Origin of the sequence: Halopiger goleimassiliensis, from assembly GCF_000455345.1 — an archaeon.
In the GTDB taxonomy this organism is placed as follows: Archaea; Halobacteriota; Halobacteria; order Halobacteriales; family Natrialbaceae; genus Halopiger_A; species Halopiger_A goleimassiliensis.
The window spans coordinates 1021534-1037909 of the sequence record NZ_HG315690.1 but is presented as its reverse complement, the minus strand read 5'-3'; the positions used below and the strand labels follow the sequence as shown (position 1 = coordinate 1037909).

Below are 16376 nucleotides of genomic sequence, written 5' to 3'. Positions count from 1 at the left end.
GGACCCAACGTTCGAACGATCGATGCGTCCTGCCCCGTAACCTACGGAACGCCCAACGCGGGCTCGACGCGGAGGTGATCAAACCATGGCCCCGAGTCGAACGCGACTTCCCCTCTGGCTGCGGTTGGCCGTCGCGGGCGTTTGCTGTCTGGCCCTGTCGGCGGTGGTCGTCGTCGCCGCCCTGCTGCTGGTCGGACTGCCGGTCTTCGGCGCGCTGTCGTACGGTATCGAGGCGCTCGAGCCGCTCGTCTCCACGCCCGTCGCCGCGGGCGTAATCGTCACGGTAACGGCCGTCTCCCTGATCGCCGTCGAACTGTCGTTGCGAACCCTGCGGGAGGCTCGAGACCGTTCGGCACCCGCCGGCGCGCTCGCGCAAGGGGCCGTCCAACTGGGCTCGTACGCCCTCCTGCTCTCGTCGGTGCTCGTCGCGGTGGTTGCCGTCGCTCCCCTGCGGTCGGTGTTGCCGACACCCGTGTTCGCGTTGCTCGTCCTCCTCGGACTCGGCTATCTCCTGACGGTCGCGTACGTCTGGACGGCCTACCAGTGGCTCCGCTCGCGCAACGACGACGTGCCCGCCGAACGGACGTCGGGTGGCGACTGGCTCGTCCTGGGCATCTTCGTCGTCGCCTACCTCGCGGGCGCGGTGTGGCCCGGTTTCGCGGCCCTCGTGCCGGCCGCGCTGGTCTGGCTCCTCGTCGGTTCGGCCGTCGCTCCCGGCCACGTCGACCGCGTGCGCGAGTACGTCGAGCGACGCGCCGCCGCGGCCGAGGAGACCGAACCGGTAGACCCCGACGCCGTCTACGGGATTACCGACGAAACCCGACGACACCTCACACGCCTCGAGGGGACCCCCGGCCCGCCGTTGCTCCTTCCGGCGATCACGGTGCTCGCGGTCGCGCTCGCCGCTGGCTGGGCGACGACGATCGTCTCGAGCGACGCGCTCGCGCTCGGCTTCGCCGCCGCCTCGAGCGTCGCTCTCGTCGGCCGTCACGTCGGCGGTGCCGTCCGCGACGAGTTCGCCGGCGACAGCGCGGTCGTCCGCGACCTCGAGACGCGCTTCGACCTCGAATCGCTCGAGGACGCCGCCGACGGTGACGGCCCGCTCGATCCCGAAACACGCGCCTCGCTCGAGGCGACGATCACGCGGCTGGCGGGACAGGCCGACGTCCCCGCCCCCGAGGTCCGCGTCCTCGATCGGGCAACCCCGACGGCGCTTACGGTGGGCTACCGCCCGTCGTCGTCCACCGTCGTCGTCTCGCGGGGCCTCGTCGAGACGCTCGACGGTCGTGAACTCGAGGCCGTCCTGGCCCACGAACTCGCCCACGTCAAAAACCGTGACGCGGCGGTGTTGACCGCGCTGTCGGTGCCCGGTGCCGTCGCCGCGCTCTCGCGGGGTCGGTACGGCTTCAATCCGGTCGTCGAACCGATCGCGAGGCTCGTCCGCGGGGTCAGTCGCTGGTACGTCGCCTTCGTCGCCCGCGGGCGTGAGTACGCCGCCGACGACGGTGCCGTCGCGATCACCGGCGACGCGGCGGCCCTGGCGGCCGCCCTCGAGACCCTCGACGACGACCTCGAGCGCCGACCGCGGACCGATCTTCGGACCGGCGACCTCGCGACGGCGTTTTCCATCGTCCCGCCGCCGTGGGAGGAGCACCGGTTTTTCGACCGGACGAAACGGTTCGTCTCCCGAACGGTGTTCGGGACCCACCCGGCGACCGAAACGCGGATCGAGCGGCTGCGCGCTCGAGCGTAATTTCGCCGTTCCACGAACCCCGCTGGCCGGGAGCGGGCTTCGAGCACCGTGAGAAGCCCGCGACTCGGGGGAGGGCAGGCTGTAGCCAGCGTAGTCACCGCGAGCGACCGTGGTTCGAGAGAGCTTTGCTCTCTCGTCATCACGAAAGACGCTTCGCGCCTTTCGAACGACAGGGAGCGCGGGCCGACGACTGGCCGAGAAGCCGCGCGACGCGCGGCTGGCGGGGAAGGAGGAGTGCTTTTCATCGAAGCTAAGCGGGAGCAAAGCTCCCGCGAGGTCCGCGAGAGCGCTATGCGCTCTCTCGAGATTTGTCCGAGTGCGGTCGCGAAGCGACCGCACGCAGAGAAAAAGTTCGTTTCTAGTACTTCGGATCGGCACCGGTCGTCTCGTAGACGTCCTCCATCAGGGCGTCGCGACGCGATTGCCAGTGTGCGAGCGCGTCGGGGTGGTCGGGATAGTGCTCGTAGTGCTCGAGCAGTTCGTCCGCCCGGCGTTTGGTCTGGAAGAGGTTCCAGATGGTGCCCCAGTGACCGCGGCTCTTGACGAGACACTCGAGGGCGAGTTTCGGGCCGATGCTGGTGCTGCCCGAGTAGAGCGCTTCGGCGAGGCTCTCGCCGGGGAGCGTGGCGAGCAACCCCATCAGCTCGTCGACGTCGGCGGCCGTCGCGAGGACGTTGTAGACGTCCAGCGCGGCGTAGCGAGCCCCGAAGTGGTCCATCACGCGCTCGTTGTACTCCCAGAGGGCCGCTTCGCCGTACTCGCCGCTCTCGAGGCCGTCGACGATGGCCTCGGCCGCGTACTTGCCGGCGTAGGCCGCGCCGGCGATGCCGCCGCCGGTGGTGGGGTTGACGTGGCCGGCGGCGTCGCCGACGGCGACGTAGCCGGGGTGGACCGCCGAGTCGTACGGACGGCGCGTGGGAAGGGCGGCACCGAGTTTGTTATCGACTTCCGCACCCTGGAACTCGGCGCGGTTCCGGAGGTCCCGTTTCAGGTCGTCGACCAACGTCATCGGCTCCTCGGTCATCTGGAAGCCGAGGCCGGCGTTGATCTCCGTCTCGGTCCGCGGGAAGTACCAGAGGTAGCCCGCGGCCCGATCGGTGGGTTTGAAGACGAGCGCGTCGTGCCACTCGACCGGTTCCTCGACGTGAACGATCTCGCGGTACGCCGAACAGAAGTGCGTGTAGTTGACGTTGGTGTCGAACGTCGACTCGGAGAAATCGACCTCGTCCTGCAGGATCGAGAGCGCGCCGGCGGCGTCGACGACGAACTCGGCGTCGTAGCTGACTGGCTCGCCCTGAGACGTCGCCTCGACGCCCGTCACGCGGCCGTCGTCGTTCTGGCGAACCGTCTGGACCACCGTATCGTAGTGGATCTCGACGCCGGCCTCGATCGCTCCCTCGATCAGTCGCTGGCCGTAGTCCCAGCGGTCGATGACGGCCAGTTCGCCCGGGATCGGGATCTCGAGGACGGTGTCCTCCTGCGGGATCTCGAAGCGGCCGTGGTCGACGCCGGTGTTCGTGAAGGCGGGTTCGATCTGGGACTTCGGGATCGAGTCCGGGAACGCGTCCGCACCTTTGAGCGCGTCGCCACAGGCGATGTGTCCGGCGTTCTCCTCGGACTTGCGCTCGACGACGACGACGTCGTACCCCTCGTGAGCGATCGTCGCGGCGGCGTAACAGCCCGCGGTCCCGGCACCGACGACGACGACGTCCGGGGAGTGAGACCGCGGCGTCGCGTCGGCGGCCGACCCTTCCTGCGTACTCATACCAACAGTATGGACACCCAGGCAAGAAAACGTTTTATAGTCGTTGTGTCGCCGTCGAACCGCCACATTTCGCCGTCTTCCGGCGCTCGAGTGGGGTCGATGCCAGCAAGAACGTCCGAACACGTTCACGGCACAGGGGTTTCGTCGTCCCAGCGGCGACAAATCCGTAATAAAGAATTTTGACGGGGTCGGCCGTACCGACGCGTATGGCGGAGTACACTATCGAATTCGTCGGGACGGGCGAGACGATCACCTGCTCGGAGAAGGAGACGATCCTCAGCCGCTGTCTCGAGGAGGGCATCGCCCAGGAATACTCCTGTCGGGTCGGGATGTGTCTGGCCTGTTCCGCGGAGATCGTCGAGGGCGAGGTCACCCAGCCCGCCGCTCGCGGGCTGACCGAGGAGGAGGCCGAAAACTACGCGCTGACCTGTATGGCCCGTCCCCAGTCGGATCTGAAACTCGAGCGCGGGAAGTACCCGCCCAGCATCGAGGCCGACCTCGAGGGTGGCGATTCCGCGACCGGTGCTGCGGCCGACGACTAACTGTTCTATACGCTACTGGAGTCGGCGTCGCGAGGTTAGAAGACGACCGGGCCGCGTTGCTCGATCGGGTCGCCGTGGGGCCGACCGGCGACGGCGACGACGCGCAACTCATCGTCCGTTCGAAGGTCGACAGACGCGGCGTCCGAAACCGCACGCACGTCGCCGGTCTCGAACTCCCGGCCGTCGACGGTACCCGATCCCGAGACGCCGAAACAGAACCCCGTCCACCCGTCGGGGATCGTCCAGGTCCACCCGTCGGTCAGTTCGACGTCGCGATACGTCAGCGGCGTGTGGGTCTCGAGCGGCGATCCCTCGCCGACGACGGTCGTGACGGTTGCCCCCTCGTATTCGGCGGTCGGTAACTCGGCGGCGGCCGCGTCCGCGTAGTCCGGGTCGGCGTCTTTCTCGCTCCGGGGAAGGTTGACCCACAGCTGGAGGCCGCTACAGGCCGCGCCGTCGGCGGGAAACTCCGAGTGGCGGATCCCCTCCCCGGTCGTGATGTGCATCGCGTCGCCGGCCCTCGCCGTGTTCGAGACGCCCAGCGAGTCCTCGTGGTCCATCCCGCCCTCGAGCATGTAGGTGACGATCTCGAATCCGCGGTGGGGATGCATCGGGAACCCCGCGTCGGGATCGATGTAGAAGCGCTCGAAGAGGACGAAGGGATCGAGGTGGTCGGGATAGGCGTTCGTCGGGAACGCTCGCGTCGCGTCGACGCCCGTGCCGTGGCGAACCCGCCCGCCGGGAATCGGGCCCTCCGGCGTCGGGTTCGGGTCGTCTGTGGCCATACCGGTGGTCGGCGATGCGAGCGGAAAAGGGTCCCGTCTGTGGATGGCGGTCGCTGTGGATGGTGGTGTCTGTTCTCGAGTGATCCGTTGGTGACTGATCAGACAGCGGATCTCTGTCCCCGGCACACGTTAACGCCTCGAGTTGCTGAGGATACCTGGCTCCATGCGTCGGCCCGATCAAACACGCCTCGCCCTTCAGTTCGTCAAGAGGCGGCCTGCCCGTCCCCGTATCAGCCGACTTTGTGAGTGAGTGTGCAGAGACGCGTTGTCGACCCATGGCGCGCTGGCGAACCGTCCTCGGAAAGCGAACGGTGAGCGAAGCGAGCCGTGAGCACAGCGAGGACGGTTCGGCGAGACGCGAGGGACGAGTGAGCGACCACCGGGAGCGAACGAGTCGGTTGGGGAGGGTGAGGCTCTGGGCGGGACTGAAAGGGGCCGGCGTGCTCGAGGAAGGCAGGCGGTGCAAGCACCGAGCGAAGTGAGGCGCGCAGCGAGCCTCCCGACTCGAGCACGCCGGGGGCTTTCGGGGCGTTGGTGCTACTCGATTTCAGATACGGCGCAATCGGTGGCCTGCCATCGATAGATGGCTAACACCCAGCCAGTCTCTCACCGTATACTGACCGCTCATCGAGCGCTCGTAGCAAAGAGAGTACGAACCATCCACCGACAACGTCCGGGACAACTGGCCGTACTAGTCGACGAAGTCGATGTCGTCGCCCATCTCGGGCTGGACGGCCTCGCCCTCGGGGCGGCCGTAGATCTGGGGCGACTCGACGCCGGTGACGACGATCATCGTCCGCATGCTGCCCTCGAGGGTCTCGTCGATCGAGGTCCCCCAGATGATGCGGGCGTCGGGGTCGATCCGGTCGTAGATCTCCTCGACGACGCCCTCGGCCTCCTCGATGGACATGTCGTTGCCGCCGGTGACGTTGACCAGCGCGGAGTTGGCCCCGGAGATGTCGACGTCCAACAGCGGCGATCGGAGGGCGGTCTTGACCGAGTCCTCGGCCTTCGCTTCGGAGTCGGCCTCGCCGAGGCCGATCATGGCGACGCCACCCCGCTCCATGACGGTGCGGACGTCGGCGAAGTCCAGGTTGACGAGACCGGGCTTGGTGATGAGTTCCGTGATGCCCTTGACCGAGCGCATCAGCACCTCGTCGCTGACCTTGAACGCCTGTCGGACGGGCAGCTTGCCGACGGAGTCGAGCAGGCGGTCGTTCGGGACGACGATCACGGTGTCGCTCACGTCGCGCAGGCGCTCGAGGCCCGCTTCGGCGTTCGTCCGGCGGACCTCTCCCTCCGCCGTGAAGGGCGTCGTGACGATCGAGATCGTCAGCGCGCCGGCCTCGCGGGCGGCCTTGGCGACGACGGGCGCGGAGCCGGTGCCGGTGCCGCCGCCCAGTCCCGCGGTGACGAACACCATGTCAGAGCCCTCGATGGCCTCGTAGATGTCGCTCTGGCTCTCGAGGGCGGCCTCTTCACCCACCTGGGGCAGGGAGCCGGCACCGCGGCCGCCGGTCTTCTCCTCGCCCATCAGGATCTTGGTGTCGGCGTCGATCTCCACGAGGTGCTGGACGTCGGTGTTGGCGGCGACGAGTTTGGCACCGTGGATGCCCTCCTCGTGCATGCGGTTGATGGTGTTCCCGCCGGCACCGCCGCAGCCGACGACCGTGATGTCGGTCTGGAGGTCCTCGAGAACGTCCTGTAGCTCCTCGTCGGTCATCGTCCCCGAATCGCGACTACTCGATGACTCGTCGGGCGCCTGGCCGTCGTCCGGGGCCACCGGCTCCCCGTCCTCGGCCTCGTCGATGGCGTCGTCGATGAGTGAGTCCATTCTTGGCCCTTTCTATAGGGCGGAGCGTAATTACCTTTCCCCTGTTCGTCTGACGAACGTCGGACATATTACGTGGTCGTTACCTGTCCTATTGTAGACGTTATACGACGCCATAACGGACGCAGGTAATCGCTGATTATTGGCGGTCGTACGAGCAGTCAGATTTCGAATACGTCAGTCCGATCGACGTGAACCGCCTCGGGATCGATCTCCTCGCCCTCGACGGTGACCGGTTCGCCGTCGGCGAGACGGCCGAACGCCGGCCCTTCCGGGACACCGGCTTCGCGGGCCAGGGCGGGATCGAAGGCGGTCGTCTCGGCGACCACGCGGTCGGCTTCGACTGCAACCGTCTCGTACTTCTCCTCGAGTACGGTCGCGAGGGTCTCGACGATCGCATCGGTGCGCGCTTCAGCCGAATCCGCTGGCAGTGCGGCCCGCGAACCGACGCGGGTGCCGCCGTTGTCGGTCTCGAACGCGACGCTGTTGGCCGCGACCGCGGACCGAACCCGTTCCGGGTCGATCCCCTCCGCGATGTCGACCAACTCAGTTGGTAGTTTCTCGACGGCGATCGACGACGCCGTTCGGTCGCCGAAGCGGACGCCGTCGTCGATGCGCCCGAGTTCGGCTTCGACCGTCTCGACGACCTCGAGCGGTCGGTCGCCGACCTCCCGAACCCACGTCTCGCTGACGACCCGGTAGCCGCGCTCGGCGAGGGTCTCCTCGACGACCGGCCACTCGCCGTCGACGACCGCGAGGTCGGTGCCGCTGGCCTCGAAGAGCCCCTCGAGCACCTCGCCGTGGGCGTCGGGATGGCCCAGGTCCTCGAGCGCCCAGTCGGAAGCGACGTGGCCGACCGCCCACGGCGTCTCGCGGACGATGCGCTCGAACCGCGGGGCGTAGTGGTTGCCGCCGACGCCGACGACGGTCCGCTCGCGGTGGGGGGCGACGTCGCGCAACTCGAGGATGGCACGGGCGACGGCCTCAGCACCGGCCGGGTCGTCCCACTGTTCGTCACCGCTGCCCAGTTCCGCGAACAGCGACGGACGGCCGACGTCGGTCGGCCCGTGGTGGGTACACTCCATGCCCACGTCGTAGCCGTCGGGTGCGTACGCGTCGAACGCCTCGAGGAGGGTCGCCAGGGCGTTCGGTGCGGCGGCCGCGACGGCGTGGTCCGCGCCGCCGAACTCGGCGGGACCGACGTTCCCCGTGAAGTGGCCGGTCAGGAGCGGTCCCGTGTCGCCGGAGTGTCGGGAGGCGAACACGAGCAGGTCGGGGTCGCAGTCGAACGCCTCGACGGGCCGCTCGAGTTCGATGTGGAGCTGGTCGAACGAGCGGAGTTCGATTCCTTCGCCCCGGTAGTAGGTGCCGCCGCCGGCGGCGTCGGGGCGGTCGTCGTCCTCGCGCTCCTCCCAGGGGTGGAGGTCCCGCAGGTGATCGCAGATGTGGACCGACGCGCGGTCCGCCCGGCTCTCGACGATGGCCAACTCGCTCATACTCGCCCTCGTGCGTCGGTGTCCGTTAACTCGCCGGTTTCGTCCGTTCCCTCCGGTCGGATACAACCGGGGGAGGTGGATGGGCACCCGACTCGCTGGCGGGTGCTGACCGCTAGGTGAGAACGGGCCAACGCTTTATTGGATTCAGTGTGGTAGCGAGTAACGCATACCGGTACCGTCCAACGGGCCAGTATCGACCGGTGTCCGCAGGACCTGGCACTGGTGAGGGACTGCGCTGCTATCCGATAGAGGTCAGCATGTCAGACTGCAGCCTGGACGTTCGCGACGTCCTCGAACTCGTTCCCGATTACGCAGCGGTGGCACTCGACGCAGCGGGCCACGTCACGGACTGGAACGACGGGGTCGCACAGCTAACCGGATACGATCGTACGGACGCACTCGACGCACACTACCGGGAGGTGTTGCCGGCCGATCAGGACGACCAGCCGGAGACGGCGTTCGAGCGTGCACGCGAGACGGGCTACGCAACGGATCGCGGATGGCGGGTTCGGGCCGACGGATCGGCGTTCTGGGCGTCCGAACTGTTCGTCCGGATCGGTTCCGCGGGCGAGGTCGGCCCGGAGGCCGCCGGGGACGACGCCACAGACGAGGGCTGTTTCGGCTGGGTCATTCACGATCGGACCGAGGAACGCGAACGCGAACTGGACCTCCGGCGCGAGCAAGCGCTCTCGGAGGGGATCTTCGCGGCCCAGCCGGACGTGCTGTACGCGTTCGACGCCGACGGCAACTATCTCGCCTGGAACGATCGGGTTCCGGAGGTGACCGGCTACTCGGACGGCGAACTCGCCGAGATGGGACCGCTCGAGTTCGTGGCTCCGGAAGACCGGTCCCGGGTCGCCGACGCTATCGAACGGGTGCTGAACGAGGAGCGACAGGTTACCGTCGAGACCGCCCTGCTTACGAGCGATGGGGATCGGATCCCCTACGAGTTCAACAGCGCGCCCATCACCGACGACGACGGGACCGTGCTCGGCTTTACCGGCGTCGGCCGGGACGTCAGCGACCGGAAGGCCCGCGAACGGGAACTCCGCGAGGAAAAAGCCCTCACCGAGAGCATCTTCGCGGCCCAGCCGGACCTGCTGTACGCGTACGACGTCGACGGGACGCTCATGGCGTGGAACGACCGGTTTCGGGAACTGACAGGGGCCGACGAAGACGAACTCGAGGACGTGGAACCGCTCCAGTTCATCGCTCCGGAGGACCGGCCACACCTCCGGGCAGCGATCGACCGGATCCTCGAGGAAGGCGACCACGTCACGGCGGAGGGACGCGTCGTCGCCGCGGACGGGAGCCGCGTCCCCTACGAGTTCAACAGCGCGCCGATCACCGACGACGACGGGACCGTGCTCGGCTTTACCGGCGTCGGCCGGGACGTCAGCGACCGGAAGGCCCGCGAGCGCGAACTCGAGCGCCTCGAGCGACTGAACGGCATCGTCCGAACGATCGACGAGACGATGGTCGCGGCCGAGACGCGCGAGGAGATCGAACGCGCCATCGTCGAGACGTTCGCGTCGGCGGCGGCCTACCCGTTCGCGGTCATCGGGCGGGTCGATTCCGACGTCACGGGCACTCACCGAACCTGGGAGCCGCGCCACTGGGAGGGACTCGAGGAGTCGGCGCTCGAGACCGTCGTCTCGTCGTACGTCGATCCGCCTCCGGAGGCCCCGGACGCGTCACCGCTCGAGAACCGAACCGTCCGCTCGTTCCGGCACCTCGAGGACAGCGACGTCGGTCCGTGGCGGACCCATGCCCGCGACTGCGGCTACGGTGCCGTCGCGGTCGTCCCCATCGCGGCCGGCGGGCGCGCGTTCGGCGCGTTGATCCTCGGGGCTTCGGACGGAGACGCCTTCTCCGACCGCGAGCGGGAGGTCCTCCAGGAGTTCGGCGGGACGGTCGGCCACGCGATCAACGCGGTGTCGGTCAGACGCCTGCTCTATCTGGACGCCGTCGTCGAACTCGAGTTCGAGTCGACCGACCAGGGGCAGACGCTCGTCGATCTCTCGGCCCGCGCTGGCTGCCGGCTGACGCTGGATCACCTGTCGCCGCTGACCGACGAGGGGTTCGTCTTCTACCTTACCGTCTCGGACGTCGACGCGGATCGATTCGGCGACCTCGCCGGGGAGCATCCGGCCGTCACAGAGTGTCGGCGCATCGACGCCGACGCCGAGAGTCACTGGGAACTCGTCGTCACCTCGCCGACCCTCGCGGGCGTAGTCGCCGACTACGGGGCGCGCATCGATTCGCTGACCGTCGAGGACGGTCTCGCCGAGGCCGTGATTCAGGTGAGTCCCGACGTCGACATCCGGAGCCTCGTGAACGCCGTCACCGACCGGTATCCCGACACCACGCTGCAATCCAAACGCAGCGTCGACCGACCGATCGAGACCCACGCGGACTTTCGGCGGACGGTCGCGGACGCGTTGACCGACAAACAGCGGCTGGCGCTCGAGGCGGCCTACTACGGCGGCTACTTCGAGTGGCCGACGCGATCGGCCGACGCCGGGGAACTGGCGGACCGACTCGACATCGCCCGACAGACGTTCCACCAGCACCTCCGTGTGGCGCTGGAGAAGCTGCTCACGGCGTACTTCGAGGGCGGTACCTGACGGGGATGCGCTCGATATTCCTCGGCGGTACCACGGCGAATACCAGATAGCGCTGGTATGGCCCTTACCCGTCGTGATCGCCTTCCTCGACCAATGACAGTTCGCTCGCCAGACGATCCGTCGACCCCGTTCCACGTTCTCGGCGATTCGACCCGCCGATATCTCCTCTCTCGGCTCCTCGAGGCTGCCGATCCCGGCGACGACCTGGCGTCCGTGGAGGCCGTGTCGGTCGACGTGCTCGCGAGGGACGTCGCGAGTCTGGTGCACAGCCACCCGATCGTCACCGACGAGCAAGTCGCCCGTGTGCGGGTCGAACTCGTCCACCGACACCTCCCCCACCTCGAGTCCGCCGGGATCGTCACCTGCGAGGAACGCGAGGGTTCCAGAGTCGTCTCCACGGAAGACCATCCCGTCCTCGAGCACGAGTGGGTCCGTACCCTGCTCGACGATCCGTCCGGCGGAGTGATCGACGACGAACGCGTCCTCGATCGGACGCTCGAGGCGCTGCAGACCCCCCGTCGACACACCGTCTGTGCCGTCCTCGCGCGACGGCGCGGTCGCGTCCCGGTCACCGACCTCGCGACGATGGTCGTCGCCGAGGAAGACGAGGTGAGGATCGTCGACGTCTCCGCGTCGGACGCCGAGCGGACGGCGATCGAACTCGTCCACGGTCACCTGCCGGCGCTGGCGGACGCCGGCCTCGTCCGCTTCGATCGCGACGACCGGACGGCAGCGATCTCGCTCGACGCGCCCCAGTGGCGCGCCGCCTGGCTGGCCGAGGGGCCACTCGAGTCGGTCGTCGAGCGGCTCGAACCGGCCGGGCGGTCCGCCCCGGCTGGCACCGACGGCACCGCGACGGAGTCGGACCGGTCGGTCGGCTGCTGGACGATCGACGGTGCCGAACGCGTCATCGCGCGGGGACAGCAACTCGCCGATCTGACCGACGACGAACTGTTCGTCACCGTCCCCGACGACGGACTGATTCAGCACCGCTGTCTCGAGCGCTGGCACGCGGCCGTCGAACGGGGCGTCGACCTCTACGTCGGCTCGCGGTCCCCCGCGGTTCGCGAGCGGGTCCGCGAGACGATTCCGGACGCGACGATCTGTGAACCCCGGTTCGACTGGCTCAACCTCCCCGTCGACCACCTCGAGCACGGCCGGATGGTCTTCTCGGACCGAGAGCGGGTCATGCTCGTATCGATCGACGAGACCGCCCAGCGCGACGTTCCGGACGTCACCGCCATCACCGGATCGGGATCGCAGAACGCCCTCGTGTCGCTCGTCCGCGAACACGTCGGCCCGCGACTGGATCGCCTCGAGCGCGAACGGGACGACGGCGGGCGAACGGACGGCACGACGGCGCTGCCGATGTGATTCGGGTCGGCCATCGTCCCCGGATTCGGTATCCGGTCGCTCACTTCCTCGCCCCGGCTTTCCGACGGGCGAACGGTTCACGAGATCCCGAACAGGGTGCCGTTCGCCCCGACGGTAACTAACAGGTCGTCGGCCAGCGCACAGCCGGCGATCGCCCGGCCCTCCATCGCGTCGGTCCGGAGCGTCCACTCGAGGGAGCCGTCGGTCGGCTCGAGCGCGGCGACTGCGCCGTTACCGTAGACGGCGTAGACGGTATCGTCGGTCGCGACCCGAAACCGCGAGCGGAGGCCGTCGTCCCAGGGGTCGGTCTGCCAGCGTTGATCGCCGGTCTCGCGGTCGATTCCGACGACTCCGTTCGAATAGTCGTGGGCCACGATCACGTCGTCGATAGCGACGACCCACCCCCACCCGACACGTCCGTCCGGTTCGTACGTCCAGCGCTCGGTCATCGACGCCCAGCCGTAGGCGACGAGCAGGGGGTCGTGTTCGCCTGGTTCGTCGCTCTGATCGATATATGCATAGAGTTCCCCGTCATCGAGTACCGGATACAGCGGTTCGAACGGCACCGATGCCAGCGACTCGCCCGACTCGAGATCCCTGAGTGGGCTCGCACCGTGGTGAAGGACGGTCCCGTCCGCGATCACTGGCAACAGTGGCCTCGTGCCCCCGTACGCCCGCTCGCCATCCCAGCGTTCGTCACCGGTCTCGACGTCGAGGGCGCGTATCTGCGGCCAGTACTGTCCATCCGGTTCTCCCCATATCGTATTGTTGGTCGCGAGGACGACGTCGTCGACCACTCGGATGGCCGATGTCCAGAACGAACGGCTCTCCGAACGCCACTGTTCGGTTCCACCGGGAAGGTCGTACGCACGAATCGTTCGCCCGACGGAGACGTACAGCGTGTCGTCGACAATGGTCGGTCGCCACCGGATGCGTTCGTCCGTGCTGAACAGCGATTCCGTCTCGCCGGTCTCGGCGTCGATGGTAACGACCGACCGTGGCCCGTTGTGTTCGTCGTCGGCCGGCTCCTCGACGGTCGCGTACACGGTTCCGTCGACGATCAACGGCTGGTGGTGCTGATACCAGTCGACGATCGGCGAGGCCGTCCGCTCGAGAGTCCACTGGACCGACGGGTCGTCGCTCGGTCCCTCGGCATGCGGGTTCGTAAACGTGTTCCCCGTATCGTGGCCGAGCAGTCGCCAGTTCGGATCGTCCGCGAACGTGACGGCTCCCGATAGTTCGGGGCCGTCCCACGGTTCGGTTTGCGGATCGCTCGACTCGTCAGGATCGGTTTCGTCACTCGAGCAGCCGGCGACGGCGGCCAGGCCGGCGCTCGAGAGCGTTGCGAGGACGCGGCGGCGCGTCTTTTTCGAGAAAGATTCTGATACCATTAGTGGAGGGCACCAATAACTTATTATATTTTGGATGCATATATTCTTTCCCATTAGGAACAGACAATGTTCAATGGATATTGGATAATGAGTGGAAAATCACTTCTATAATAGATGGGGCTATATTGTCCAACAAAACGGTCAATGTTTGATCTATTCTCTATTGTTTAAATAGTGACTCCAAACTTCTCTTCAACCCTGTACATTGATGTTGCTATGGTATACGGGTGTTCAGATGCGTTCCCATGATGAACCCCTGCAATTTCACTGATTGGTTCTGGATAACTCATAATCTCGTCTGGCATAACAAGGCGAGTTGCTTCTGAGGGCGAAGTTGCGAGATGATACGGTCCGCCAGAATCTCCGGTATCCGTTTCGTCCTCATCTAGAGTTGTCACATATGCTTCGCTCCCAAGTTTTTCAATTCCGAATCCAAGACTTGTACCTGTTCTAGAACCCTGCCGTTGGAAGGATTCACCGTCCATTGTACCATTCTCTTCTATATCTTTCAAATTATCCTCTGCAACAACTCCTAAAATATCATTTCCAGTCATGCCGTTACCTCGTGCCAGCTCATATGTGACTTCTGTATCTGTCGCAGGATCTAAAATTGCCGCATCAAACGTCTCTGGACCCGATGGTTCATCAATGGGGAAGTCAACAACCTCCTCTTCTGGAATGAAATCAACCCCAGTTGTTGGTGGCCTGCCATAAATGAGACGTGTTTCTCCTGATAGCGGTGGTACTGTAATATTGTGTCCAGCAGTTACCATCTTTGTCGTACCATTATCATCAACTGGTGTACATGATGTCCACCATGCATCAGTTATGTGGTCCGACCCATCATAAATATCTCCAACAAATCCGCTTCCTCCTGGTATTTCGTCCCACTCATGCCAAAAATATTCAGGTTCATCGCCTTGTGGCCTCGGAGTTGCTGTATTAATTGAAATCTGATCGACTGAAATAGGGATGTCCTGGACTGTATCTTCCATCATCGTATCTCGTCCAGCAACGCCAGTTACAGTAGAGGGAAGTGTATCCTCGAGTTCTCGGACCGTGCTCTGTTTTATATCTCCTGAATCGTAGACGCTGACCTCGATTTGTTTTTCATCGTTTGAATTCGTCGTGACCCAGACTGCGGTCGGTTCAGGTCGATCTTTCAGTTTGTCTTCGATCTGTTTACGGGCGTCGTGGGCGCTCTCAACACGTCGCCATTGGCTTCGTGGAATCTTGTAATAAATTGGTTCTCTCTCCGGTGATGCACCATCTTTCACTGCTTCGTGATTCGTATGGACGTACGAATGCACGCGTGGCACCTCACGTTTGGGATCGTCAATCAGATCTGCCATTACTGACTGACTCATCCCTGCCACTGCACCAGCGGAAGCGCCAAGTCCAGCAACTGTATTCAGGAAGCGTCGCCGTCCCATCAACTACATCTCTCCAATGGTTTTCACCATATGCTATATCTATCGGCTATAGTTAAAAAGTGTTTTCTAGCCTGAATGTATATATCTTATATTTTATATTTGGTGCTAGGTCGGATGCCTAATAATAGTGATGGGGTCGCTAATCGAGAGCGTCGCGAGGACGCGACGGCGCGTTCGGCTGGCTAGCATGGATGGAGGGCGAATACGCGTCAGCCATCTCACACCTGGCGAATAAAAAATCGGTTGGCAATCCGTCGACGGTTCGGAGGTCCGCGGTCGTCGGACTCGAGTCGACGACTAGGGAACCAGCAGGTAGATGAACGTGACGTAGCCCGCGACCAGTGCCACCCCGTCGAGCCGGGTGAGCCGCCGGCCGTAGCCCATCATCGCGACCAGCACGACCGTGAAGACGACGAGGACGGGGAGTTCGAACCGCAGCGTCGCGCTCGAGACCGAAATCGGCGTGATAATCCCGACGAACCCGAGGACGGCGACCACGTTGTAGATGTTCGAGCCGACGACGTTGCCGATGGCGAACTCGGTCTCGCCGCGGATCGCGCCGACGACCGAGGCGGCCAGTTCCGGCAGCGAGGTCCCGAGCGCCAACACGGTGAGACCGACGAACAGTTCCGGGAAGCCGAAGGCCAGCAGCAGGCTCGAGCCGCCCTCGACGAGCCACCGGGAGCCGACGACCAGCGCGACCAGCCCGGCCAGCACCAGCGCGACGTCCTTCAGTGAGACCCCCTCGGCCCCGTCCGGGTCGTCGGTGACCGGTGCCGGATCGGCGTTGACGTAGTACAGCAGGTAGCCGGTGAAGGCCGCGAGGGTCAGCAGGAGGATCGCGCCCTCGAGCCGGCCGATGGTGCCGTTCGCGCCGAGGACGACCAGCAGGACGGCGGCGAAGACCATGAACGGGACGTGGCGGCGCATGACGGTTTCGCTGACGGTCAGCGGTTTGACGATCGCCGAAAGCCCGAGGACCAGCCCGATGTTCGCGACGTTCGACCCGATGATCGTCCCGAGGCCGGTATCGGTGCCGACGGTCAACGCCCCGATCACGGCGACGAACAGCTCCGGGGCGGTCGTCGCGAACGCGATCACGGTGACGCCGACGGTCGCCGCCCGCAGGCCGAACCCCATCGCGAGTCGACCCGCGCCGGCGACCAGCAGTTCCGCCCCGCCGTAGAGGGCGACGACGCCGCCCGCGAGCAGGAGCAACGAAAACGCGGTACCCGACAGCATAGGGTGGGCTATTCGGGAGGGCCGGATAAACGACGCGGAACGTCGCGGCCGCTGGGCAATTCGGCCGCTCGTGTAGCGGTGTGACGGAGGGTACCGGACCGTGATCGAGGGATGATCGTCGCGCGCCGGACGGCCAG

Annotated in this window: 11 protein-coding genes; 4 read left to right on the top strand and 7 right to left on the bottom strand. The window is 65.7% G+C overall.

Annotated elements, in window-relative coordinates; genetic code table 11:
* Nucleotides 1-85 precede the first annotated feature (85 nt).
* On the top strand, nt 86-1753 hold the full coding sequence (locus TX79_RS05070) for a M48 family metalloprotease (protein ID WP_049926111.1): 1668 nt from the start codon (nt 86-88) through the stop codon (nt 1751-1753).
* Nucleotides 1754-2111: 358 nt separating this feature from the next.
* Here TX79_RS05070 and TX79_RS05065 read toward each other — a convergent pair whose 3' ends face one another.
* On the bottom strand, nt 2112-3518 hold the full coding sequence (locus tag TX79_RS05065; RefSeq protein ID WP_049926109.1) for a geranylgeranyl reductase family protein: 1407 nt from the start codon (nt 3516-3518) through the stop codon (nt 2112-2114).
* 206 nt (nt 3519-3724) lie between these two features.
* On the opposite strand from TX79_RS05065, the gene TX79_RS05060 reads away from it, so the two are divergent.
* On the top strand, nt 3725-4060 hold the full coding sequence (locus TX79_RS05060) for a 2Fe-2S iron-sulfur cluster-binding protein (protein ID WP_049926107.1): 336 nt from the start codon (nt 3725-3727) through the stop codon (nt 4058-4060).
* Between the two features lie 35 nt (nt 4061-4095).
* On the opposite strand, the gene TX79_RS05055 is transcribed toward TX79_RS05060, so the two are convergent.
* The 3 genes from TX79_RS05055 to TX79_RS05045 all read right to left on the bottom strand — a co-directional run bounded on the left by TX79_RS05055 (nt 4096) and on the right by TX79_RS05045 (nt 8172).
* The gene (locus TX79_RS05055; protein ID WP_049926106.1) at nt 4096-4845 is read right to left on the bottom strand and encodes a pirin family protein; all 750 of its coding nucleotides are present in this window, start codon (nt 4843-4845) and stop codon (nt 4096-4098) included.
* 691 nt (nt 4846-5536) lie between these two features.
* A complete protein-coding gene (gene ftsZ, locus TX79_RS05050) occupies nt 5537-6679 on the bottom strand; it encodes a cell division protein FtsZ (RefSeq protein WP_049926104.1) in 1143 nt (380 codons plus the stop codon).
* Nucleotides 6680-6837: 158 nt separating this feature from the next.
* On the bottom strand, nt 6838-8172 hold the full coding sequence (locus TX79_RS05045; RefSeq protein WP_049926102.1) for a D-aminoacyl-tRNA deacylase: 1335 nt from the start codon (nt 8170-8172) through the stop codon (nt 6838-6840).
* Nucleotides 8173-8429: 257 nt separating this feature from the next.
* Between TX79_RS05045 and TX79_RS05040 the strand changes: the two genes are divergently transcribed.
* Nucleotides 8430-10799 carry a PAS domain S-box protein gene (locus TX79_RS05040; RefSeq protein WP_049926101.1) on the top strand — a complete coding sequence of 790 codons (2370 nt, stop codon included), beginning with the start codon at nt 8430-8432 and terminating at the stop codon, nt 10797-10799.
* A gap of 93 nt (nt 10800-10892) precedes the next feature.
* On the top strand, nt 10893-12173 hold the full coding sequence (locus TX79_RS05035; RefSeq protein WP_049926099.1) for a DUF7344 domain-containing protein: 1281 nt from the start codon (nt 10893-10895) through the stop codon (nt 12171-12173).
* Between the two features lie 77 nt (nt 12174-12250).
* Here the strand turns inward: TX79_RS05035 and TX79_RS05030 are convergent, their stop codons facing one another.
* The 3 genes from TX79_RS05030 to TX79_RS05025 form a co-directional block, all read right to left on the bottom strand.
* A complete protein-coding gene (locus TX79_RS05030) occupies nt 12251-13564 on the bottom strand; it encodes an outer membrane protein assembly factor BamB family protein (protein ID WP_049926097.1) in 1314 nt (437 codons plus the stop codon).
* A 167-nt stretch (nt 13565-13731) separates the two neighbouring features.
* Nucleotides 13732-14997, bottom strand: a complete 1266-nt coding sequence (locus tag TX79_RS19210; RefSeq protein ID WP_154660460.1) for a hypothetical protein — start codon at nt 14995-14997, stop codon at nt 13732-13734.
* Between the two features lie 297 nt (nt 14998-15294).
* The gene (locus TX79_RS05025) at nt 15295-16239 is read right to left on the bottom strand and encodes a calcium/sodium antiporter (RefSeq protein ID WP_049926096.1); all 945 of its coding nucleotides are present in this window, start codon (nt 16237-16239) and stop codon (nt 15295-15297) included.
* Between the last annotated feature and the right edge of the window lie 137 nt (nt 16240-16376).